Source organism: Crossiella sp. NPDC003009 (genome assembly GCF_053591555.1).
In genome coordinates this window covers 42,186-62,141 of record NZ_JBSFUA010000025.1, presented here as the reverse complement: position 1 = coordinate 62,141, position 19,956 = coordinate 42,186, and the positions used below count along the sequence as shown (strand labels likewise).

General features: G+C 72.4%; 19 protein-coding genes and 2 riboswitches. Of the genes, 9 read left to right on the top strand and 10 right to left on the bottom strand.

Annotated features, from left to right (window positions below; all coding sequences use genetic code 11):
* The first annotated feature begins 40 nt into the window (after positions 1-40).
* Positions 41-128, top strand: a riboswitch (ZMP/ZTP riboswitch).
* A gap of 34 nt (positions 129-162) precedes the next feature.
* The gene (glyA, locus tag ACWDY5_RS24545) at positions 163-1,434 is read left to right on the top strand and encodes a serine hydroxymethyltransferase (RefSeq protein WP_449724507.1); all 1,272 of its coding nucleotides are present in this window, start codon (positions 163-165) and stop codon (positions 1,432-1,434) included.
* A 69-nt stretch (positions 1,435-1,503) separates the two neighbouring features.
* On the opposite strand, the gene ACWDY5_RS24540 is transcribed toward glyA, so the two are convergent.
* Together ACWDY5_RS24540 and ACWDY5_RS24535 are read right to left on the bottom strand one after the other, a co-directional pair.
* Positions 1,504-1,707, bottom strand: coding sequence for a PspC domain-containing protein (locus tag ACWDY5_RS24540; RefSeq protein ID WP_449724506.1), 204 nt, complete (start codon positions 1,705-1,707; stop codon positions 1,504-1,506).
* A gap of 142 nt (positions 1,708-1,849) precedes the next feature.
* Positions 1,850-2,797 carry an alpha/beta hydrolase gene (locus tag ACWDY5_RS24535; RefSeq protein ID WP_449724505.1) on the bottom strand — a complete coding sequence of 316 codons (948 nt, stop codon included), beginning with the start codon at positions 2,795-2,797 and terminating at the stop codon, positions 1,850-1,852.
* Positions 2,798-2,920: 123 nt separating this feature from the next.
* On the opposite strand from ACWDY5_RS24535, the gene ACWDY5_RS24530 reads away from it, so the two are divergent.
* The gene (locus ACWDY5_RS24530) at positions 2,921-5,830 is read left to right on the top strand and encodes an AAA family ATPase (protein WP_449724504.1); all 2,910 of its coding nucleotides are present in this window, start codon (positions 2,921-2,923) and stop codon (positions 5,828-5,830) included.
* On the opposite strand, the gene ACWDY5_RS24525 is transcribed toward ACWDY5_RS24530, so the two are convergent.
* Together ACWDY5_RS24525 and ACWDY5_RS24520 are read right to left on the bottom strand one after the other, a co-directional pair.
* Positions 5,827-6,207: a hypothetical protein gene (locus ACWDY5_RS24525; protein ID WP_449724503.1), complete on the bottom strand. Its 381-nt coding sequence runs from the start codon at positions 6,205-6,207 to the stop codon at positions 5,827-5,829. The genes ACWDY5_RS24530 and ACWDY5_RS24525 overlap by 4 nt on opposite strands.
* A gap of 207 nt (positions 6,208-6,414) precedes the next feature.
* A complete protein-coding gene (locus tag ACWDY5_RS24520; RefSeq protein WP_449724502.1) occupies positions 6,415-6,738 on the bottom strand; it encodes a hypothetical protein in 324 nt (107 codons plus the stop codon).
* Between the two features lie 359 nt (positions 6,739-7,097).
* On the opposite strand from ACWDY5_RS24520, the gene ACWDY5_RS24515 reads away from it, so the two are divergent.
* A complete protein-coding gene (locus tag ACWDY5_RS24515) occupies positions 7,098-8,180 on the top strand; it encodes a M48 family metallopeptidase (protein WP_449724501.1) in 1,083 nt (360 codons plus the stop codon).
* Positions 8,181-8,405: 225 nt separating this feature from the next.
* Here ACWDY5_RS24515 and ACWDY5_RS24510 read toward each other — a convergent pair whose 3' ends face one another.
* On the bottom strand, positions 8,406-9,293 hold the full coding sequence (locus ACWDY5_RS24510) for a M15 family metallopeptidase (RefSeq protein WP_449724500.1): 888 nt from the start codon (positions 9,291-9,293) through the stop codon (positions 8,406-8,408).
* 137 nt (positions 9,294-9,430) lie between these two features.
* On the opposite strand from ACWDY5_RS24510, the gene ACWDY5_RS24505 reads away from it, so the two are divergent.
* The 4 genes from ACWDY5_RS24505 to ACWDY5_RS24490 all read left to right on the top strand — a co-directional run bounded on the left by ACWDY5_RS24505 (position 9,431) and on the right by ACWDY5_RS24490 (position 13,248).
* A complete protein-coding gene (locus ACWDY5_RS24505) occupies positions 9,431-10,273 on the top strand; it encodes a S1 family peptidase (protein WP_449724499.1) in 843 nt (280 codons plus the stop codon).
* Between the two features lie 246 nt (positions 10,274-10,519).
* On the top strand, positions 10,520-11,320 hold the full coding sequence (locus ACWDY5_RS24500; protein ID WP_449724498.1) for a S1 family peptidase: 801 nt from the start codon (positions 10,520-10,522) through the stop codon (positions 11,318-11,320).
* Between the two features lie 126 nt (positions 11,321-11,446).
* On the top strand, positions 11,447-12,250 hold the full coding sequence (locus tag ACWDY5_RS24495) for a S1 family peptidase (protein WP_449724497.1): 804 nt from the start codon (positions 11,447-11,449) through the stop codon (positions 12,248-12,250).
* A gap of 194 nt (positions 12,251-12,444) precedes the next feature.
* Positions 12,445-13,248 carry a S1 family peptidase gene (locus ACWDY5_RS24490; RefSeq protein ID WP_449724496.1) on the top strand — a complete coding sequence of 268 codons (804 nt, stop codon included), beginning with the start codon at positions 12,445-12,447 and terminating at the stop codon, positions 13,246-13,248.
* A gap of 16 nt (positions 13,249-13,264) precedes the next feature.
* Here the strand turns inward: ACWDY5_RS24490 and ACWDY5_RS24485 are convergent, their stop codons facing one another.
* Both ACWDY5_RS24485 and ACWDY5_RS24480 read right to left on the bottom strand, forming a co-directional pair.
* Positions 13,265-13,654: a phage holin family protein gene (locus ACWDY5_RS24485; RefSeq protein ID WP_252480712.1), complete on the bottom strand. Its 390-nt coding sequence runs from the start codon at positions 13,652-13,654 to the stop codon at positions 13,265-13,267.
* A 39-nt stretch (positions 13,655-13,693) separates the two neighbouring features.
* The gene (locus ACWDY5_RS24480) at positions 13,694-14,335 is read right to left on the bottom strand and encodes a LysE family translocator (protein WP_449724495.1); all 642 of its coding nucleotides are present in this window, start codon (positions 14,333-14,335) and stop codon (positions 13,694-13,696) included.
* A 148-nt stretch (positions 14,336-14,483) separates the two neighbouring features.
* On the opposite strand from ACWDY5_RS24480, the gene ACWDY5_RS24475 reads away from it, so the two are divergent.
* A complete protein-coding gene (locus ACWDY5_RS24475; protein ID WP_449724494.1) occupies positions 14,484-14,921 on the top strand; it encodes a GNAT family N-acetyltransferase in 438 nt (145 codons plus the stop codon).
* Here ACWDY5_RS24475 and ACWDY5_RS24470 read toward each other — a convergent pair whose 3' ends face one another.
* The 3 genes from ACWDY5_RS24470 to ACWDY5_RS24460 form a co-directional block, all read right to left on the bottom strand.
* Positions 14,922-16,040, bottom strand: a complete 1,119-nt coding sequence (locus ACWDY5_RS24470; protein WP_449724493.1) for a hypothetical protein — start codon at positions 16,038-16,040, stop codon at positions 14,922-14,924.
* A gap of 141 nt (positions 16,041-16,181) precedes the next feature.
* Complete coding sequence (locus ACWDY5_RS24465; RefSeq protein WP_449724492.1) at positions 16,182-17,219, bottom strand: serine hydrolase; 1,038 nt, start codon at positions 17,217-17,219, stop codon at positions 16,182-16,184.
* A gap of 108 nt (positions 17,220-17,327) precedes the next feature.
* The gene (locus tag ACWDY5_RS24460; RefSeq protein ID WP_449724491.1) at positions 17,328-18,491 is read right to left on the bottom strand and encodes an 8-amino-7-oxononanoate synthase; all 1,164 of its coding nucleotides are present in this window, start codon (positions 18,489-18,491) and stop codon (positions 17,328-17,330) included.
* 38 nt (positions 18,492-18,529) lie between these two features.
* Here ACWDY5_RS24460 and ACWDY5_RS24455 point away from each other — a divergent pair, with 38 nt between their 5' ends.
* Positions 18,530-19,759 (top strand): cytochrome P450, encoded by a 1,230-nt coding sequence (locus ACWDY5_RS24455; RefSeq protein ID WP_449724490.1) that lies wholly within the window; start codon positions 18,530-18,532, stop codon positions 19,757-19,759.
* 34 nt (positions 19,760-19,793) lie between these two features.
* A riboswitch (cobalamin riboswitch) is annotated at positions 19,794-19,942 on the top strand.
* Positions 19,943-19,956: the final 14 nt, after the last annotated feature.

Below are 19,956 nucleotides of genomic sequence, written 5' to 3'. Positions count from 1 at the left end.
ACCCTATCCACCCCTCTCCTACCCCGTCGCGCGGTAGGATCACCCCTGTCGCGACTGGCGTGTTCGGGTGGAACCAACCATCGGGGAGCGGCACGGATCGGTGCGCGCCGTACGCCTGGGCGCAGCCGGAACCCGTTGCCGTGCCGCGAGGAGGACTCGTCCATGCACCAGCCCGCCCTGCCCCATCTCACCCATGCCGACCCGGTGCTCGCCGAACTCGTGCAGGCCGAAGCCGGCCGCCAGTTCGAGAAGCTGCGCATGATCGCCTCGGAGAACTACGTCTCCGAAGCGGTGCTGGAAGCCACTGGCACCGTGCTGACCAACAAGTACTCCGAGGGCTACGCAGGCCGCCGCTACTACGAGGGCCAGCAGCTCGTGGACCCGATCGAGACCATGGCCGTGGACCGGGCCAAGGCGCTCTTCGGCGTGGACCACGCCAACGTGCAGCCCTACTCCGGCTCCCCGGCCAACCTGGCCGTCTACCTGGCCTTCGCCGAGCCGGGCGACACCGTGATGGGCATGGCGCTGCCCTCCGGCGGCCACCTCACGCACGGCTGGAGCGTCTCGGCCACCGGCAAGTGGTTCCGCGCCGTGCAGTACGGCGTGCGCAAGGAGACCGGCACCGTGGACATGGACCAGGTGCGCGACCTGGCCCGCGCCGAACGGCCGAAGCTGATCTTCTGCGGCGGCACCGCGATCCCGCGCACCATCGACTTCCCGGCCTTCGCCGAGATCGCCAACGAGGTGGGCGCCATCCTGGTCGCCGACATCGCGCACATCGCCGGCCTGATCGCCGGTGGCGCGCACCCCAGCCCGGCCGGGCACGCCCAGGTCATCAGCACCACCACGCACAAGACGCTGCGCGGCCCGCGCGGCGCGATGCTGATGTCCGACGCCGAACACGCCAAGGCACTGGACAAGGCGGTCTTCCCCGGCCTGCAGGGCGGCCCGCACAACCACACCACCGCCGCCATCGCGGTCGCCCTCGGCGAGGCCGCCGGCCCGGCCTTCCGCGACTACGCGCACGCCGTGGTGGCCAATGCCAAGGCACTGGCCGAGGCGCTGCTCGCACGCGGCTTCGAGCTGGTCTCCGGCGGCACGGACAACCACCTGATCCTGGCCGACCTGACCAGCAAGGGCATCGGCGGCAAGCCGGCGGCCAAGGCGCTGGACCGGGCGGGCGTGGAGCTGAACTACAACACGGTGCCCTTCGACCCGCGCAAGCCGTTCGACCCCTCCGGCATCCGGCTGGGCACCGCGGGCATCACCACCCGTGGCCTGGGCGTCGAGCAGATGCCGCAGGTCGCGGAGTGGATGGACCGCGCGGTGACCGCGGCAGGCGAGAACGACGAGGCGGCCATCGAGCGCATCGCGGCCGAGGTCGCCGAGCTGATGGCCGGCTACCCGATGCCGGGCTGGGCCCCGCAGGTCTGAGCTGACAAAAGACGGACCCCCGCCGGTGGCACGGCGGGGGTCCGTCAGCTCAGTTCAGCTCAGCGCGGTTCAGTACTTCTCCGGCGAGCGCATGAACAGCGCCAGCAGCAGGTAGATCAGGAACTGCGGCCCAGGAAGCACGCACGAGACCACGAACAGCAACCGCACCGTGCCGGGCTTCCAGCCGAAGTACTCGGCAAGGCCACCGGCCACGCCGAAGAACACACTGTTGCGCGACCGGGCCAGCCGTCGCGACCTGATCGGGGCGGACATCGTGAGTACCTCCTGGGGTCGGGCCGCTCGCTGCGGCCGCTTCCCCATTCACATTCCCCGTTTTCCGGCCCACGCACCTCGGGGTAGACCCCGATATTTTCACTCCGGGTGACGCCCGACACCGGGGGCGGCCCCGCGGCCGCTACAGCGCCGTGCGCGAGGTCAGCCAGTTCCCCGCCTCGGCCAGCGCCCGCTCCCGCACCGAGGGCGCGGACAGGAACACGTCGTGCAGCGCCCCCGGCACCGGCGTCACGGTCACCTCCCGGCCCAGCCGCGGCGCCCACCTGGCGATCTGCTCCACGTCCAGCACGGTGTCCGCGTTGCCCGCCGCCTGCTCCCACACCTTGCGGTGCAGCAGGCTCTTGTCCGAGCACAGCACCAGCACCGGCGCGCCGACGTCCAGCCCGGCGTGCACCTTCGCGTGCCCCCGGCGCACCGCGCGCAGCCAGCCCATCCGCACCGGGAAGTGCTCGATCGGCTTCCAGGCCAGGTTGTAGTCCCACTCGCCGTGGTGGGCGCGCAGCAGGCTGTGCGCGTAGGTCGGCGCCAGCGTCGGCTTGACCACCAGCTTCGGCAGCCACCGGCCGAGTAGCCGGACGATCGCGGTGCCGATGGTCCGGTTGAACCAGGGTTCGGCCAGGTCCAGCCACGGGCTGTTCAGCACCATCGCGTCCAGCGGCAGCTGCCCGCGCCGGGCATCGGCCCACAGCGGGGTGATCAGCCCGCCGGTGGAGTGCGCCATCACCACCAGCCGCTCGTGCCCGTCCTGCCGGATCAGCTCGGCGGCGGCGTCCAGCTCCTCGAAGTGCTCGGCCAGGTCGGTGACGAAGTTCGGCAGCTGGGCCGGCAACAACGACCGGCCATAGGCGCGCAGGTCCAGCGCGTAGAAGTCATAACCGAGTGCACTGAAGAACTCGGCGACGTGGGTCTGGAAGAAGTAGTCGCAGAAACCGTGCACGTAGAGCAAAGCGCCCTTACCGGGAGACTTCGCCGGGTAGCGCACCAGCGTGGCCACCGAGTCCACATTCCGGACCGCGGCCAGCTTGATCGTCCGCGCGCTATAGGCCTCACCCAGGAAGTCCGCTGTCACAGGGACAGTCTGTACCACAAAATCCAATGTGGACTGGCCCGCCGTCCCAGCGGTTCCTACGCTTCCACCATTCAGCACTCGCACCGCCGCGAAGCCCCGGAAGTGGCCTTCGAGGAGCAGCCGATGACGCGCCAGCGACCATGGACGCCCGAGCGCGACCGCCTCCTCTTCGGGCGTCGCGCCGAGCTGGCCAGCCTGCGCGCCCTGCTGGCCGACGCCGTCGGCGGCCTGCCCCGCGCGGTCCTGGTCACCGGCGCCGCGGGCATGGGCAAGACCACCCTGCTGCGCGCGCTCACCCAGCAGGCCGAACAGGACGGGCTGCTGGTGCTCAGCGCGCAGGCCGCGCCGGTGGAGCGCGACTTCGCCTTCGGCGTGGTCCGGCAGCTGCTGGAACCGGCGCTGCTCACCGCGCCCGCGGAGTGCCGGGAGCGGCTGCTGGCCGGACCGGCGGTGCTGGCCGAACGAGTGCTCGGCTGGGAGGGCCTGCACGGCGAGCGGCCCGCGCTGGACACCTACGCCGCCCTGCACGGCCTGTTCCGCTTCACCGCCAACCTGGCCGCGACCGCGCCGCTGGTCATCGCGGTGGACGACGTCGAGGCCGCAGACCCGCCCTCGCTGCGCTGGCTGGCCTACCTGCGCCGCCGCCTGCACGGCCTGCCGGTGCTGCTGGCCGTGACCCGCGGCGCCGGCCGGGAGGTCGCCGACCCGGCCGCGCTGGACGACCTGGTCACCTCGGGCCAGCCGCTGGCGCTCACCGGCCTGGCCGCCGCGGACTGCGCCGACCTGCTCACCGCCGCCTTCGGCGAGCCGGTCGAGCCCGAGTTCGCCGCCGCCTGCGCCACGGCCACCGGCGGCAACCCGTACCTGCTCGGCGAGCTGGCCCGCGCCGTGCGGGCCGCCGGGGTGCCGCCCACCGCCGGGCACGCCGCCGAGGTGCCCGAGTTCGGCGAGCGGCAGATCGCCCAGCTGCTGCTGCCGCGCCTGCACGCCCAGCCACCCGAGGTGGTCCGCCTGGTCCGGGTGCTCGCCGTGCTCGGCGCGGCCGAGCTCGACCTGGCCGCCGCGGCCGCCGGCCTGGCCCCGGCCGAGGCGGCCGAAGCCGCCCGCGAGCTGACCGGACTCGGCGTGCTCGCCGACGGCAAACCGCTGACCTTCGCCCAGGGCCTCATCGCGGGCGCGCTCGCCGCCGAGGTCAGCGCGGCCGAGCAGGAGACCGCGCACGCCCGCGCCGCCCGGCACCTGCACGCCACCGCCGCCCCAGCCGAACAGGTCGCCGCGCACCTGGCCGCCACCGGACCCGGCGCGGTCACCGGCGACTGGATCACCGGCACCCTGGTCCGCGCGGCCCGCGGCGCGGCCGCCAACGGCGCCCCCGAGCTGGCCGTGCGCTGCCTGCGCCGCGCCCTCGCCGAACCCCAGCCCGCCGAGGACCTGGCCGAGCTCCGCCTGGAGCTCGCGCTCACCGAGTTGCAGGTCGACCCGGAAACCGCCGCGACCCGCCTGGCCGAGCTGACCGGCGAGGACATCGACCCGGTGCTCGCCGCCAAGGCCGCGCACGCGCTGGCCCAGGAGCTCGGCGAGGCCGACCGGCACGCCGAGGGCATCGCCCTGCTGGCGCGCGCCGCGGCCAGGGTCGAGCCGCACGAGGCCGACCTGGCCAGGCAGCTGCGGCTGTCCGTGCTGTGCCTGCAGGTCGACGACTGCCACGTCCAGCCCGACCTGCCGCACCGCCTGGCCGGACTGCGCGGCACGGCGGGCTCGATGCGGGCCAGCCGGTTCGCCGACACCCTGCTCGCCTTCCAGGCCGCGGTCGGCGGGCCCAGCGCGGCCGAGGCCGAGCCGCTGGTGCTGCGCGCCTGGGCCCAGCGCGGCGGCACCCCGGTCGCCGGTCCCGGCGCCGAGCTGGCCGAACGCTGGGAGTTCGCCTATCTGGTCGCCGGGCTGTTCGTGCTGGAACGCCTCGACCTGGCCGAGGCGCACTGCACCGAGCTGCTCACCGCGGCCCGCCGCCTCGGCTACTCGCTGCGCGCCGCCGCCGCGCTCGGCCTGCGCGCCCAGGTCCGCTGCCGCCGCGGCGCGCTGGCCGAGGCCGAGGCGGACGCCCGCGCCGCGCTGGCCGTGCTGGACGAGCTGCGCACCGGCACCCGCAGCGCCACCCTGTTCGCGGTGGCCACCCTGGTGGAGATCCTGCTCGAACGCGGCCAGGCCCCGGCCGCCGCGGACCTGCTGCACGACCGCGGCCTGGCCGACGAGCTGCCGGCCGGCTGGCGCTACAACTACCTGCTGCTGGTCCGCGGCCTGCTGCGCGCCTCCCTTGGCGACCTCAGCGGCGGCCTCGCCGACCTCGAACAGGTCGGAAAGCGCTTCCTGGACCGGGGTGTCACCGACCGCGCGCTGCTGCTGTGGCGCTCCTGCGCGGTCCCGCTCTACCTGGTCACCGGCCGGCGCGCGGAGGCCGAACGGCTCGCCGCCGAGGAGCTCGCGCTGGCCCGCCGCTGGGGCGGCCCCGGCCCGCTGGGCGTCGCGCTGCGCACCGCCGCGCTGACCGCGCCGGAAGCCGAGCGAACCACCCTGCTCACCGAGTCGGTGCGCCACCTCGAGAACTCCCCGGCCCGCCCCCAGCTGGCCCGCTCACTGGCCGAGCTGGCGCTGCACCTGGGCGCCCAGGGCAAGCCCACCCAGGCCGGCGCGCTGCTGCGGCGCGCGCTGCGGCTGGCCGAGGACTGCGGCGCGGACGTGCTCGCCGACTCGATCCGCCGCCAGGCCGCCGGCCTCGGCGAGCTGCGCCGCGGCGAGGCGGTGGACGGCGGCGAGCTGACCCCGCACGAGCTGCGGATCGCCGAGCAGGTGGTGCGCGGCCGGACCAACCGGGAGATCGCGGAGGGCTTCCTGGTCACCTCCCGGGCGGTGGAGCAGCACCTGACCAGGATCTACCGGAAGCTGGGCATCGCCCGCCGCTCGCAACTGGCCGCCGCCCTGCTGAGCAGGAGCGGCGGCCAGTCGTGGGTCCGGCGTGCGCCAGGCGGCGACTAGCCGATCGAGATCAATCCGGCGACTCCGTGAATCTTGATGATGCCGAGGATGTTGACACTGAGCCCGAGGTCGATGTCGACCTCCAGCCCGACGTGGATCGAGTCCAGGTCGACCAGGACGCCCCCCTTGAGGATCGGGCAGCCCGGCCCGACCCTGAGCGTGATGATCTCGCCGGTGTCCAGCCTGACCTTGATGGCGCCCTCGAGAACGGCGACCACCTCGGCGTCCTCGTAGTCGTAGTCGTGCGCGGCGGCGACCGTGCTGGTCGCTGCCTGCGCAGGGGTCGCTGCCATGGCGGGTGCGGCGATGAGGAACAATCCTGCTGACATCGCGGTGGCGGCAACGGTGGCGACGGTTCGTCTGGTGAAGGATCGCATGGTCCTGGCTCCCTCGTTCCTAGCGTGAGCCCAAATCGGGCTCAACTCCCAGTGAACATTCCTCACTAGGGAGATGGCAGGGTGGATGGGCCATTCTCATCCCATTCGTCATTACCGACAGGTATGCGAACGGCCGAGAGTGACCGAGGTCCATCAAATCGGTTGACCATGGTCACTCTCGCCGGTGGTTCGATTGCGATATTTGGGTCAGAGCACGATCACCAGGTTCGCCAGCAGCGAGCCCGCGACGCTGATCCCGCGGACGTTGACCTTGCCGCCGACGGCCAGCGAGCCCTGGATCTTGGTGTCCTTGCCGATGACCACGTCCACGGTGGCGCCGGAAGCCAGCTTCAGCGTGAGCTTCTTAGTGGTCACCGACAGTACGGTGGCGCTGGAGAAGTGGAAGCCCGCCGACTGCTCGGCGGCGGTGGCCGCCGGGGCGGCGGAGGCGGTGCCGCCGGTCAGCAGCAGGCCGGCGGAGAGGGCGAGCGCGGAGGTGCCAGCGGCCAGGAACTTGGTGACGTTGCGCATTGTTCACTCCCATTTATTCGGAGATTTCGTCATTGCCCTGTCGGGTCGCGGTCCGACCGGATAATCAGAACAGTGCGCGGTAATCGCGGACAAGACCGGCGACCGAAGCCGCAGAAAAGCGGAACCGTACTTCGGGATAGGCGTAGTTCTCACCTTCGTGGAATTTCCTTAGTACTTCGGCCATCCGCACCCGGCTGCGCCGTCCAGTCCCGAAGGCTGGGCCGCCCGGCCTATTCGGACTACCGAAGTGCCGGACCCTGAGTTGTCCCTGAGTTGTCCCTGAGACCGACCGCACGAGCGCCCATGCGTCTGTACGCTCGAATGCAGTACCGCTTTACACCGACTAACGGGGGTTGACGATGGCGGACGACGCGGCCCAGGTGCCCGTGGCGACTGGGCGCACCCGGTTCCCACAGATCAGCCCGAGGGCCTACGAACACCCGGCCGACCGGGGCGCCCTGGCCACCGCACGCGCGGTGCCCGGCTTCCCGGCCGTCCTCAAGGCGATCTACGGCGCCCTTCCGGAGCGCAGCGAACGCCTGCTCGCCCTGGCGACCTCGATCAAGGTTTCCGAGAACCAGTACCCGGAGCTGCACCGCCTCCGGGTCGAATGCGCCACCGCGCTCGACCTCGAGCAGGTGCCCGACCTCTTCGTCGCCCGCGACCCGCACCCGAACAGCTACGCGATGGGGATGGACGAGCCGTTCATCGTCATCACCACCGGACTGGTCGAGCTGCTGGACGAGGAAGGGCTCCGGTTCGTGCTCGGCCACGAGATGGGCCACATCCTGTCCGGGCACGTCCTGTACTACACGATCCTGCGCCGCCTGATCGGCCTGGCCGCCGGCATGGCCTGGATGCCGGTCGGGTACTGGGGCCTGCGCGCGATCATCCTCGCGCTGCAGGACTGGCACCGCCGCTCCCAGCTCTCCGCCGACCGCGCCGGCCTGCTGTGCGTGCAGGACGCGGCCGTGGTCCTGCGGGTGCACATGATCCTCTCCGGCGTCACCGACCCTTCCAAGATCAATACCGCCGAGTACCTCAAGCAGGCCGCCGACTACGACGGCGTGGAGGACGTGCGCGACAGCGTGCTCAAGCTCATCCACCTGGACGGGCTCACCCACCCGCTGCCCGTGGTGCGGGCCGCCGACCTGCAGCAGTGGGCGGCGAGCGAGCAGTACCGCGACATCCTGGCCGGGAACTACCCGCGCCGCGAGGACGACAGCACGACCTCGAACTGGAAGGACGACATCAAGGGCGCGGCGAAGTCTTACAAGGAGGCCATCACCTCCTCGGCGGACCCCCTGGCCAAGGTCCTCAGCGAGGTCGGCAACCTGGTCTCGGACACCGCGGGCAAGGTGTGGAACTCCTTCACCGGCGGCAACCGCGGTGACAGCGGCGGCGGCGACGCGGGCAAGGGCTCCGGCCCGTCCGCGAACTGAGCCGAACGCGCACACCGAACACGACCGCCCGCTGAGCCCAGGCTCGGCGGGCGGCTCCCGCTGTGCGCGGCTCCCGCTGTGCGCGGCTCCCGCTGTGCGCGGCTCCCGCGCGTGCCCGACCCCTGCGCCGCGCGCGACCCCGCGCTGTGTCCGACCCTCGCGTCCGTCGCCCGGCCCCCGCGGCGACCGTCCGGCCCCTGCCCGGCCCTCGGTCTCCGGCCCCGCTCAGTCCCCGGTGGCCGAGAAGTGCATGTAGTCCTTGGGCGTCCGCCAGTTCCCGCCCCAGGTCCACCCGATCGCGCCGAAGGCCTGCACCACCGCGTCCCCGGCGTGGATCATGCCGGGCTTGCGCTGCCGCCGGTCCACGTACGCCGAAGCCAGCTCCGGCAACACCAGGTCCCCGCGCAGGTAGGGGTTGGCGAACGGGTTGAGGTCCACCGCGAGGCCCTTGGCGTGCGCGGACCAGCGGGTCTGCCCACGCGCGGGCCGGCAGACGAAGCCGTTGGTGTTGTTGCCGTCGCCGGTGGGCGGGGCGTCCAGCTCGGCCTTGGTGGTCACCCGCATCTCCTCGATCGGGAACCGGGCCGCGTACAGCCGCTCGAACACCGCGCGCACCTGCTCCGCCACACCCGCCGCCAGGATCAGCTCGCCGGTGTGCGGCCGGTCGTCGAAACCCCAGAACGACACGGTCAGGTACCGCAGCTCGTCCTTGCCGACCGGGCAGGCCGGCTGCCAGGTGCTGCGCGCGAGCACCTCCGCGGGCACCGGGACCACGGCCGCGGCGAACCGCCCGTCCTTCGGCGGCGGCAGCCGGTCCGCGCTGGGCAGCCTGCGCTGGGCCAGTTCGGGCGGGGTGGGCAGCACCTGCCCGAAACCGTCCGGCCGCTTGGGCAGCGGTCGCGCGCCGACCGTCCACACCGGTGGCGGGGGAGCGGGCCGCTGCTCACCGCCGGGCGGGGTGCTGCTGGGTGGCGGGGTGCTGGTCTCGAACCGGAACGTCAGCGGCGGCGCGGGCGTGCTGGTGGTCACCGGCTCCGCTGGGCCCTGACAGGCGGTCAGCGCCACCGCGAGACCCAGTGCGACCGCCGTGCCGGCCCAGCTTCCGCTCCCCACCCGTCCAGCATGACATGAACCGCGTCTACACCCGTTCGGCGTAATGATTCCTCGACCAAACGACGGAGTATGCTTCTCCGTGCGTGCGCTGGGTGCCTGATCAGTCGCACAGCGTGCCGATCGTGAGAGGTATGTCGATGACGAACACCGAACCACCGCGCAACCGGTGGTGGCTGCTGGCGCCCGCGGCGGCGCTGGTGCTCCTCGGCGGACTGGTCTACTCGGTGCTGAGCCCCGCGCCCGCGCCGGAGGCCCAGCGTGACGACGTCCAGCTGCGCTCGGCCCGGATCGTCGGCGGCACCACCACCAACACCTCGGCGCACCCGTGGGCGGTCTACCTGACCAGCCGCGCGGGCAACCAGTACTGCGGCGGCACCCTGATCGCGCCGACCAAGGTGCTCACCGCCGCGCACTGCGTGGCCAACCGCGCGCCCGCCGACATCAGGGTGGTCGCCGGGCGCACCGACACGCAGAGCCGCACCACCGGCCGGGTGCTGCCGGTCAACCGGATCTGGACGCACGCGGAGTTCGAGTCGGTGTTCAACGGCGACGACCTCGGCGTGCTCACCCTCGGTGAGGCCTTCGACGTGCCGACCCTGCCGCTGGCCGAGCACAACGACCGGCGCTACCGGCCGGGCACCAAGGCGACCGTGGTCGGCTGGGGTGCGACCAAGGAGGCCGGGCCCACCTCCCGCTACCTGATGCAGGCGACCGTGCCGGTGCTGCCGGACACCAGCTGCTCGCGGCCCTACCGCACCTACGACCCGGCGGAGATGTTCTGCGCCGGGTACGACAAGGGCGGCATCGACGCCTGCCAGGGCGACTCGGGTGGTCCGCTGGTCGCCGAGGGACGGCTGATCGGGATCACCTCCTGGGGCGAGGGCTGCGCCCAGCAGAACAAGCCGGGCGTCTACACCAAGATCGGCAACTACCTCGACCTGATCCACGCCCAGCTCGGCCAGCGCCGCGCGCCCAGGTGAAAATTCAGTCCGACTGGTAACCGCCGCGTTTCCGATCATTACGTCTTCACGCAACAACAGATTAACCACGCCGTCCTGAGCTGGGTTCTGCCTGCTCAGCAGTGGTCCGCACGGCCAGAAACTGATTAGGCCGAATGGGTCACGACGAAGGGCGGTTGTCGACGCAAACACTCCTCGCGTTGCCTACAGCGCAACCCGGCCACCTGGGCTGGGACCTCGTACGAGGGCACGAGGAAGGAGTGACCGTTGGCGACCACCCTGCATCGCCTGGTCAAGTTCATCGGGGTCGCGGCAGCCGCCGTGACCCTCGGCCTGGCGCCCGGCGCCATGGCCAGCGCGGCACCGCCGCCGGAGACGACGGTCGACCCGTTGATCGTCGGCGGCACCGCGGCCACCACCCAGCAGTACCCGTGGACCGTCGCGCTGCTGCTCGACGGCACCCAGTGGTGCGGCGGCACGCTCGCCGCGCCGAACAAGGTCGTCACCGCCGCGCACTGCACCGCGGGCAAGGCCGTCTCCCGCTGGCAGATCGTGGCCGGCCGCACCGACCTGCGCACCAGCCAGGGCCACACGGCCAGGGTGACCAAGATCTGGCAGCACCCGAACTACCGCAGCGTCACCCAGGGTGACGACGTGGCGGTCATGACGCTGGACCGCAACCTCAACTACACCACCCTGCCGCTGGCCAAGCCCGCGGACTCGGGGCTGTACCAGGCCGGCACCCAGGCCCGCGCGCTCGGCTGGGGCGACACCACCGGCAACGGCGACTACTCCGACACGCTCCGTCAGGTCGTCGTGCCGCTGACCTCCGACCAGACCTGCGCCAGCGCGTACTCGGAGTACAAGAGCGCGTCCATGGTCTGCGCGGGCTACCCGCAGGGCGGCAAGGACACCTGCCAGGCCGACTCCGGTGGCCCGCTCGTGGTGAGCGGCAAGCTGGTCGGCATCACCTCCTGGGGTGAGGGTTGCGCACAGGCCGGCAAGCCCGGTGTGTACGCCCGCGTGTCCAGCTACTACAGCCAGCTGGCTGCGCAAATCGGCTCTTAACAGGCACGGAGTGGCCCGCCGCCCGATTGGCCCACACCGAACGACCGTTGTGTGGCGGGTCACTCCTCTGTTGCTCTTGGTATGCGTCTCCCACTCGTTCGAGGGCACGAGAAAAGGAGCCCCACCATGGCGGTAACCCTGCGTCGCCTTGGCCGAATGCTCGGCATCGTCGCCGCGGTCGCGGCGGTCAGCTTCTCCTCCGCGGCAGCCGTGAACGCCTCGCCGTCATCCGACGTCGACCCGTTGATCGTCGGCGGCACCCGGGCATCGATCAGCCAGCACCTGTACACGGTGTACCTGGCCTCCGGCAGCTCCGGCTCCGGCCAGTTCTGCGGCGGCACCCTGGTCGCGGCGAACAAGGTCGTCACCGCCGCGCACTGCACCAAGGGCCGTTCTCCGTCGAGCACCTACGTGGTGCACGGCCGCGAGGACAAGCAGAGCACCGCGGGCACCGTCGCCCGGGTCACCAAGATCTGGGTGCACCCCAGCTACACCACCGCCACCGCGGGCTACGACGTCTCGGTGCTGACCCTGGACCGCAACATCAGCGGCCCGACCGTGCCGCTGGCCACCCCGTCGGACACCGCGCTCTACGCCGCGGGCCAGAGCGGGCTGATCCTCGGCTGGGGCACCACCAGCTCGGGCGGCTCCGCCTCGCGCTACCTGCTCAAGGCGAACGTGCCGCTGACCTCGGACCAGACCTGCAAGACCGCGTACTCGCAGTACAGCAACACCTCGATGGTGTGCGCCGGTCTCCCGCAGGGCGGCGTGGACACCTGCCAGGGTGACTCCGGCGGCCCGCTGATCGTCGGCGGCAAGCTCATCGGCGCCACCTCCTGGGGCCGTGGCTGCGCCGCGCCGAACTACCCCGGCGTGTACGCCCGGATCGCCCCGTACCACGCGGTGCTGAGCCAGCAGATCACCTCTTAGCCCCTGCCACACGGCCACAACTGAATATCCCTGCACCTCGATGGGGCGGTCCGTGCACGCGGGCCGCCCCATCGGGCTGTCTCCGGTTTGTCCAGCCAAGGTCACCCGCGTGGGTTGCGTTCGCCGACTCGACTTGTCCGCCCGCGCCACCCGGGCTGTCCTGGGGAGGTGAGGCGAGCAGAGGGGAGCGGACGATGAGGTCTGGCACGCGTGCACGGCTCGGTTGGTCCGGCATCCGCGCGGCGATCGTGGGAGTCCTGCTCCTGTGCGCCGCGCCCGCACCCGCGCTCGCGGCCCCCATCCCGCCGCCGGACACCAAGGTCGTCGGCGGCACCAGGGCCTCGATCTTCGAGTTCCCCTGGACAGTCGCGATCGCCAAGGCCGAAGGCTCGGTCATCTGCGGCGGCACCCTGGTCACGCCGACCATGGTGCTCACCGCTGCGCACTGCGCGGTCGGCCGCCAGCCCAAGGACCTGTTGGTCCTCGCGGGCCGGGAAGACCTGCTCGCGCTGGGCGGCGAGGTCCGCACGCTCACCGGGATCTGGATCCACCCGTTCTACACCGACGTGCGCGCCGGCCACGACGTCGCGGTGCTGCGCCTGACCCTGCCGCTGGCGCTGCCCACCCTGCCGCTGGCGACCCCGGCTGACACCCTGCTCTACGGACCAGGCTCCTACGCCACCGCACTGGGCTGGGGCCGTACCGCCGAGGGCGGCTTCCCGTCCCGCTACCTGCTCAAGGCCGCGCTGCCGGTGGTCAGCGACCCGCTCTGCCAGTCCGTGCTGGCCGGTTTCGAGGCAGGCTCGATGCTCTGCGCCGGCTACGCCCACGGTGGCGTGGACACTTGTCAGGGCGACTCGGGCGGCCCGTTGGTGGCCGGCGGCAAGCTGGTCGGCGTGACCTCGTGGGGCATCGGCTGCGCGCGCCCGTTCCAGCCCGGCGTGTACGTGCGGGTCAGCACGTACCAGCCGCTGCTGGACCTGGTGCTCAGGTCCTAGCAGCGGCTGTCACAGCTCAGTCCTCGACGGCCTCACGTGCCTGGAGAACCGCGTTCAGCGCCCAGCTGACCACCGCGACGATGATCGCGCCGAAGAACGCGGGCCAGAACCCGGTCACCTCGAACGGCAGGCCCAGCTTGCCCGCGGCCCAGCCGGTCAGCCAGAACAGCAGGCCGTTCACCACCAGGCCGATCAGGCCGAGGGTGAGCAGGTAGAAGACGCAGCCGACCAGCTTGACCACCGGCTTGATGATCGCGTTGACCAGACCGAAGACCAGGCCGACCAGCAGCAGCGTGCCGATCTTCGCACCGACCGAGACCGGGCCGGGCCCGATGTCGATGCCGGGCAACGCGGTGGACACCCACAGCGCCACGGCGGTGATCACTACCTGGAGAACGAAGAACACGGGCGGCTCCCTGAGTCGGACGGCGGCCGGCCGTGCGGCTCAGCTGCCGAGCACGAGCCCGACCGACATGGTCAGGAAGGCTACCGCGCAGAAGGCGTCCAGCCCGTTCAGCACGGCCGGACGCGCCAGCCGTTCCTGCAGCCTGCTGGCGGCCAGCACGATCGCCAGCTCCCAGGCGAAGGCCAGCACCAGGAACACCGCGGCGAGAACGCCCAGCTGAAGCACGGGGTTGCCGGCCGCGCCGAGGAACTGCGGCAGGAACGCCAGGCAGAACAGCAGCATCTTCGGGTTGGTGATGTTGCACAGGAACCCGCGCAGGAACGGCCCGCTGCCCGGCCGCTCGTCCTCCCGCTCACCGGCGGTCGCGGTGCGCAGCTCGCCGCGCGCCCGCCACAGGCCGAGGATGATCGAGTAGGCGAGGAAGCCGAGGTAGGCCGCGCCCAGCCAGCGCAGCGCGGTGAGCACGCCCGGCGAGTGGCTGATCAGCAGGCCGAGCCCGGAGACCACCAGCGCCACGTGCACCAGCGCCGCCGAGTGGATCCCGGCCAGGGCCAGCAGCCCGGCCCGGGTGCCCTGGCGCAGCGAGGTGCGCAGCAGCAGGAACGCGTCCACTCCCGGCGTCAGCACCACGACGGCACAGGCGATCAGGAACGTGGGCAGTTGGGTCAGGTCCAGGGACATGTCGCCTCCCATCGTGGTCAGCAGGACAACCGAGGGTCAATCCATAATCAGACGGGCAATCTTTCGCATTGATGGAACATTAACAGGAAGTCTTGCGGTCTTTGACGCGGAAACTACGTGTGATCCCTCACCTGGTAGGAACGGCGGGGTGAGCACCCCGCACCGAGCCACCGGCGACCAGCTGGACGTCACGACCCTCTACGCCCTGCTGCGCCTGCGCGTGGACGTCTTCATCGTCGAACAGGAAAGCCCCTACCCGGACCTGGACGGCCGCGACCTGGACCCGGCCACCCGCCACCTCTGGTTCGCCGACACCGACGGCGACCCCTTGTCCTACCTGCGCCTGCTGGTGGAACCGGACGGCCGGACCATCCGCGTCGGCCGGGTGGTCACCAGGGCGGACGCCCGGGGCAAGGGCCTGTCCCGCGAGCTCATGCGCGCCGCGCTCGACGACATCGGCGACGCCCCGTCCGTGCTGGACGCCCAGACCACGGTGACCAGGTTCTACAGCGCTTTTGGCTACCAGGTCACCGGCCCGGAGTTCCTGGACGGCGGCGTCGCCCACGTCCCGATGAGCCGCCCCTAGCTACAGGCCTCGGGCGAGGAAGCCGCCGGAGGACGGGGTGAAGAACGGCGAGAACCCCTGACAGTCGTGCACCGGCGGCGACCCCGGCAGCCCCCACAGCCACCCGATGCGGTCCCCGCGCGCGCCGTCGTAGACGGAGAAGGACACCCTGAGCCCGATGTGCGCGGGATCGGCGCTGGCCCGCACCACCCCGGTGGCCATGCCGACCCGCCCGCCCACCACCAGGCAGGTGATGTCGCCGCTGAAGTCGGCGACCAGCGCGCCGTCCGGCTTGTGGTGGGTGACGTGGAACCGCCCGGTGGCCGAGTCCGGAGTGCTGCCGGGCGCGACCGCCGCGCGCACCGAGAACATCAGCGGGTCGTTGAGAAACTCCGGGTCCTTGCTGGTCCCGCGCACCGTCCCGGCGAGCACGTGCCCCCGGTCGCCACCGCCCGCAGCCGCAAGCCCGCCCCTGGCCGCCTTGTCAGCGCGCCCACCGCCGGAAGTTTTGTCAGCGGCCCCGACACCCGCTGCCTGGCCGGCCAGCCCGCCAACGGAAGTCTTGTCAGCGAGCCCGCCACCCCCGCCACCCGAAGTCTTGTCAGCGCCGTCCACCCCCGGCACCGGCCCGCGCACCGAGAAGTCCCCGTCCCGCAGCCGCAACACCGGCGCCGTCCCCTGCAACGGGCTCACCGGCTGCCCGAAGAACCCCCACACCCACCCGATCCGGTCCCCGCGCGTCCCTTCGTCCTGCACGGTCAGTGAGATCGGCTTGCCCACGAACTCCACCTGAGGCGCCCCGGGATGCTCGGCCCAGGTGATCTTCCCGTTGACCACCCCGACCTGCCCGACCGCGTGCGCGCCGGTGACCTCGCCGGAGAACCGGGCCAGCAGCGAGCCGTCCGGCTTGTGGTGGGTGACCTTGAAGTGACCGGTCGGCTTCATTGGATCGGTGGCACTGGCCTCGATCTCGAACCGCACCGGATCACCGACCATCGGGCCGAACTCGGGCCCGAGCGTGCCGCCGGCCGACCCGCTGATCCGGATCGGCGCCTCGGCCGCGAATGCCGGTGTCACACCGGCGAGCACCGCCGCCGTGGTCAGCCCGGCCATCAACAAACCGCGTGTTGTCCTTGTCATGCCCCGAGCCTCGCGACCCGGTCCCGGCTTGGATTCCCGCCGCGGCGTGATGGTGCTCCCCCGCCCGAGGGAGCACCATCCGCCCGGATCTCAGGGGCCGATTCCGGGTCGGTCCCTGAGATCCCGTCTTGTCACCGCTGGTCAGCCGCCGTTGCTGGGCTGGTAGACGGGCTGGCGGTGGGTGCGCGCGGCCGCGCAGGTGATCCGGGAGACCGCGTCGACCATGCTGCGGCCGAGCTTCACCCTGGCCCGCAGCGCCGGGTGGGTGGTGCTGTAGTCGTTCAGGTTCGCCGCCGCGTCCCCGCGGAACTCCCCGGAGGCGAACAGCGAGTAGGTGACCATCGGCTTGCCCTCGGCGTCGAAGACGATGCCGGCCTCGTTGCGGCCGTCGTTGAACCAACCGGCCTTGGTCGCCACCCTGGCCCGCTCGGCCGAGTTCAGCTCCAGCCGGGTCCCGTCGGTGAACGCGGCCATCGAGCGCAGCAGCGTCAGCACGTACTGGGTGGAGGCCGCCGAGACCAGCGTGCCGTCGACCAGCTTGCGCAGCAGCGTGTGCGTCTCGCGCGGGGTGGTGGTGCCCAGGAAGAACCGGTTCGGGTTCGCCACCGGCTTCACCTGGGTGTGCGTGAACCCCTTGGCGCGCAGGATCTCGTTCAGCTCCGCGGCCGGGCAGACCAGGCCGCACAGCCGGACCGCGGTGTTGTCCGAGACGGTCAGCAGGTTCGCCATCGCGTGACCCAGCGTCACCGAGCTCGGGTAGGCGCCGTCGAAGCCGAAGATGCCGTCGCCGTCCTTGCTGACGATGGCCGCCGTGACGTCCACCCGCTGGTCCAGGGTGAGCAGCCCGCGGTCGATCTTGTCCAGCACCGCGGCCGCCACCGCGATCTTGTTGACCGAGTAGGCCTCCACCACCCGGTCCGCCTCGTCCTCCACCGCGGCGACCGGGGTGCCGTCCGGGTCGGTCACGCTGATGAAGGACGACCAGGTGCCACCCGCGCGGTGCGCCTCGCGCCGGTACACCCGCTCGATCCGCCGCCGGGCCTGCGCCGCGGAGGCAGGGATGACGCTCTCGTCGTCGATGGGATCGGTCTGCGCCGCCGCCGACGGCGCGGCCCCCAGCACAGCACCCGCCGCCGCCACGGTCCCCAGACCGAGCGCGCGCCTCCGGTTGATGGTCATGCGCGGCAGCCTAGGGCCATTCGAGTGAATATCAAGGAGATGTCGAATCCCTTGTCCTGGCTGTCCTTCCATCGGGCACGGATGGAGTAGCCGACACCGCTGTTCGCGTCAGCCGCCCGGTCGCGGGGCGGTGCGCGTGATCACCGCGACCGCGTGGTCCAGCTCCGCCGCGGACAGGTCCGCCCGCGCGGTCAGCCGCAGCCGCGACACCTGGTCCGGCACCGACGGCGGCCGGAAACAGCCGACCTGCACCCCCTCCGCCCGGCACCGCCCGGCCCACGCCACCGCCTCCGCCGGCGAGGGTGCGCGCACCGACACCACCGCCGCGCTCGGCGAGCTGACCGCCAGCCCGGCCGTGCCCAGCCGCTCCGCCAGCTCCCGCGCCACCCCCCGGGACCGCCCGGCCAGCTCCGGCTCGGCCCGCAGCACCCGCAGCGCGGCCAGCGCGCCGCCCGCGCAAGCCGGGGCCAGGCCGGTGTCGAAGATGAACCCGCGCGCGGTGTCCACCAGGTGCGCGATCACCCGCCGCGGCCCGAGCACCGCCCCGCCCTGGCTGCCCAGCGACTTGGACAGCGTGGTGGTGACCACCACGTCCGGCGCCCCGGCCAGCCCGGCCGCGTGCACCCCGCCGCGCCCGCCCTCGCCCAGCACGCCCAGCCCGTGCGCGTCGTCGACCACCAGCGCCGCGCCGTGCGCCCGGCAGGCCGCGGCCAGCTCGGCCAGCGGCGCCAGGTCGCCGTCGACGGAGAACACCGAGTCGGTCACCACCAGGGCCCGCTTCTTCACCCGCTCGGCCAGCAGCCGGGCGACCCTGGCCGGATCGCGGTGCCCGGCCTCGGCCGTCTCGGCCCTGGACAACCGGCAGCCATCGATCAGCGAAGCGTGGTTGTGCGCGTCCGCGACCAGCACCGTGCCCGGTCCGGACAACGCGGTGAGCGCGCCCAGGTTGGCCAGGAAACCGGAGGAGAAGACCAGCGCCGCCTCCGCCCCGCAGTGCTCGGCCAGCTCGTGCTCCAGCTCCGCGTGCAGCTCGGTCGAGCCCGTGACCAGCCGCGATCCCGTCGCACCCGCGCCCCAGCGGCGGGCGGCGGCCGCGGCGGCCTCGGTGATCCGAGGGTCCCTGGTGAGGCCGAGGTAGTCGTTGGAGGCCAGGTCCAGCAGGTCCGCGGACCCGGCGGCGCGCGGCCGCAGCGAGCGGGTCAGCCCGGCCTTGGCTCGGGCCCGCGAGCGGGTGTCCAGCCAGCCGAAGACGTCGTTGGTGGTCGAGGTCACGCCCGGAGTGTCGCATCAGCCGGGCTACCGTTCTGCCCGTGCGGGCAGCGCGGCGTTCCCTCGACGACCTGGACCTCTTCGGTCCGGGTTTTGTCAGCGACCCCTGGCCGCACCTGGCCGAGCTGCGTGAGCGCGCTCCCGTGCACCACGACCGGCACACCGGGCTGTGGTTGGTCAGCAGGCACGCCGACATCCGCGCCGTGCTGGCCGACCCCGCCGGGTTCGTGCCGGACAACGCGCTCACCGCGATCACCCCGGTCCCGCCGGCGCAGCTGCGCGTGCTGGCCAGGGCCCGGTTCTCGCTGCCGCCCACGCTGGCCAACAACGGCACCGACAGCCACACCGGCCTGCGCCGCCTGGTCGCCGGCTACTTCACCCCGGCCAAGGTGCGCGCCGCCGAACCCCGCATCCGCGCCCTCGCCACCGAGTACCTGGACCGCCTGCCGGCCAGCGGCGAGTTCGACCTGGTCGCCGGGCTGGCCGCGGAGCTGCCCTGCCGGGTGCTGCTGGAGCTGCTCGGCATCACCGGGGTCGACCTGCCGGTGCTCAAGGCGTGGAGCGCGGCCTCGCTGGAACTGTTCTGGGGCCGCCCCGGCCCCGGCCGCCACCAGGCCCTCGCGGAGGCGGCGGGGGAGTTCCACCAGTGGCTGGCCGCCCGCATCCGCGCCGCCACCCCCGGCAGCCCCGACCTGTTCGGCCAGCTCGCCGCGCACCGCGCGCCCGGCGACCGGCCGCTGCGCGTGGCCGAGGCGGTCGGCGTCTGCTACTTCCTGCTCATCGCCGGTCAGGAGACCACCAGCCAGCTGCTCAGCACCCTGCTGCACCGGCTCATCCCGCGCACCGACCTCTGGCCGCGCCTGGCCGCCGGTGACCAGGAGCTGGCCGCGGCCTGCGTGGAGGAGGTGCTGCGCCGCGAACCGCCGGTGAACACCTGGCGCCGCGTCGCCGCCCGCCCGGCCACCCTGTCCGGGGTGCGGGTGCCGCAGGGCGCGCACCTGCTGCTCCTGCTCGCCGGCGCGGGCTCGGACCCGGAGGTCTTCGCCGACCCCGAGTCCTTCTGCCCGGCCCGCCCCGACCCGCGCCGCCACCTGGCCTTCGGCCACGGCCGCCACTTCTGCCTCGGCGCCGGACTGGCCAGGACGGAGGCCGCCGTGGTGCTCACCGAGGTGGCCAGCCGCCTGCCACACCTGCGCCTGCTGGAGCCGGAACCGCCGATGCTGGGCCTGCTCTCCTTCCGCGCCCCGCTGCGCGTGCTCGCCACCCGATGACAAGCGTGATCAGCGAGACGGCCTGAGTCGCCTGATCGTGTGCGACGATGCGAACTGCTTTGTCAGCGAGGGGTGAGCGAGGAACCCGGTGCGAGTCCGGGACGGTCCCGCCACTGTGACCGGAACGGTTTCGTCAGGAACGGTTCCGGGAGTCAGGAGACTCGTCCCCCTCGGCCTCCCGACCCGGGCGTGGACAC

Coding starts and splice junctions, on each gene's coding strand:
- glyA (WP_449724507.1), top strand. CDS start 163: ATGCACCAGCCCGCCCTGCCCCATCTCACCCATGCCGACCCGGTGCTC.
- ACWDY5_RS24540 (WP_449724506.1), bottom strand. CDS start 1,707: ATGTCCGCCCCGATCAGGTCGCGACGGCTGGCCCGGTCGCGCAACAGT.
- ACWDY5_RS24530 (WP_449724504.1), top strand. CDS start 2,921: ATGACGCGCCAGCGACCATGGACGCCCGAGCGCGACCGCCTCCTCTTC.
- ACWDY5_RS24525 (WP_449724503.1), bottom strand. CDS start 6,207: ATGCGATCCTTCACCAGACGAACCGTCGCCACCGTTGCCGCCACCGCG.
- ACWDY5_RS24520 (WP_449724502.1), bottom strand. CDS start 6,738: ATGCGCAACGTCACCAAGTTCCTGGCCGCTGGCACCTCCGCGCTCGCC.
- ACWDY5_RS24515 (WP_449724501.1), top strand. CDS start 7,098: ATGGCGGACGACGCGGCCCAGGTGCCCGTGGCGACTGGGCGCACCCGG.
- ACWDY5_RS24505 (WP_449724499.1), top strand. CDS start 9,431: ATGACGAACACCGAACCACCGCGCAACCGGTGGTGGCTGCTGGCGCCC.
- ACWDY5_RS24495 (WP_449724497.1), top strand. CDS start 11,447: ATGGCGGTAACCCTGCGTCGCCTTGGCCGAATGCTCGGCATCGTCGCC.
- ACWDY5_RS24490 (WP_449724496.1), top strand. CDS start 12,445: ATGAGGTCTGGCACGCGTGCACGGCTCGGTTGGTCCGGCATCCGCGCG.
- ACWDY5_RS24480 (WP_449724495.1), bottom strand. CDS start 14,335: ATGTCCCTGGACCTGACCCAACTGCCCACGTTCCTGATCGCCTGTGCC.
- ACWDY5_RS24470 (WP_449724493.1), bottom strand. CDS start 16,040: ATGACAAGGACAACACGCGGTTTGTTGATGGCCGGGCTGACCACGGCG.
- ACWDY5_RS24465 (WP_449724492.1), bottom strand. CDS start 17,219: ATGACCATCAACCGGAGGCGCGCGCTCGGTCTGGGGACCGTGGCGGCG.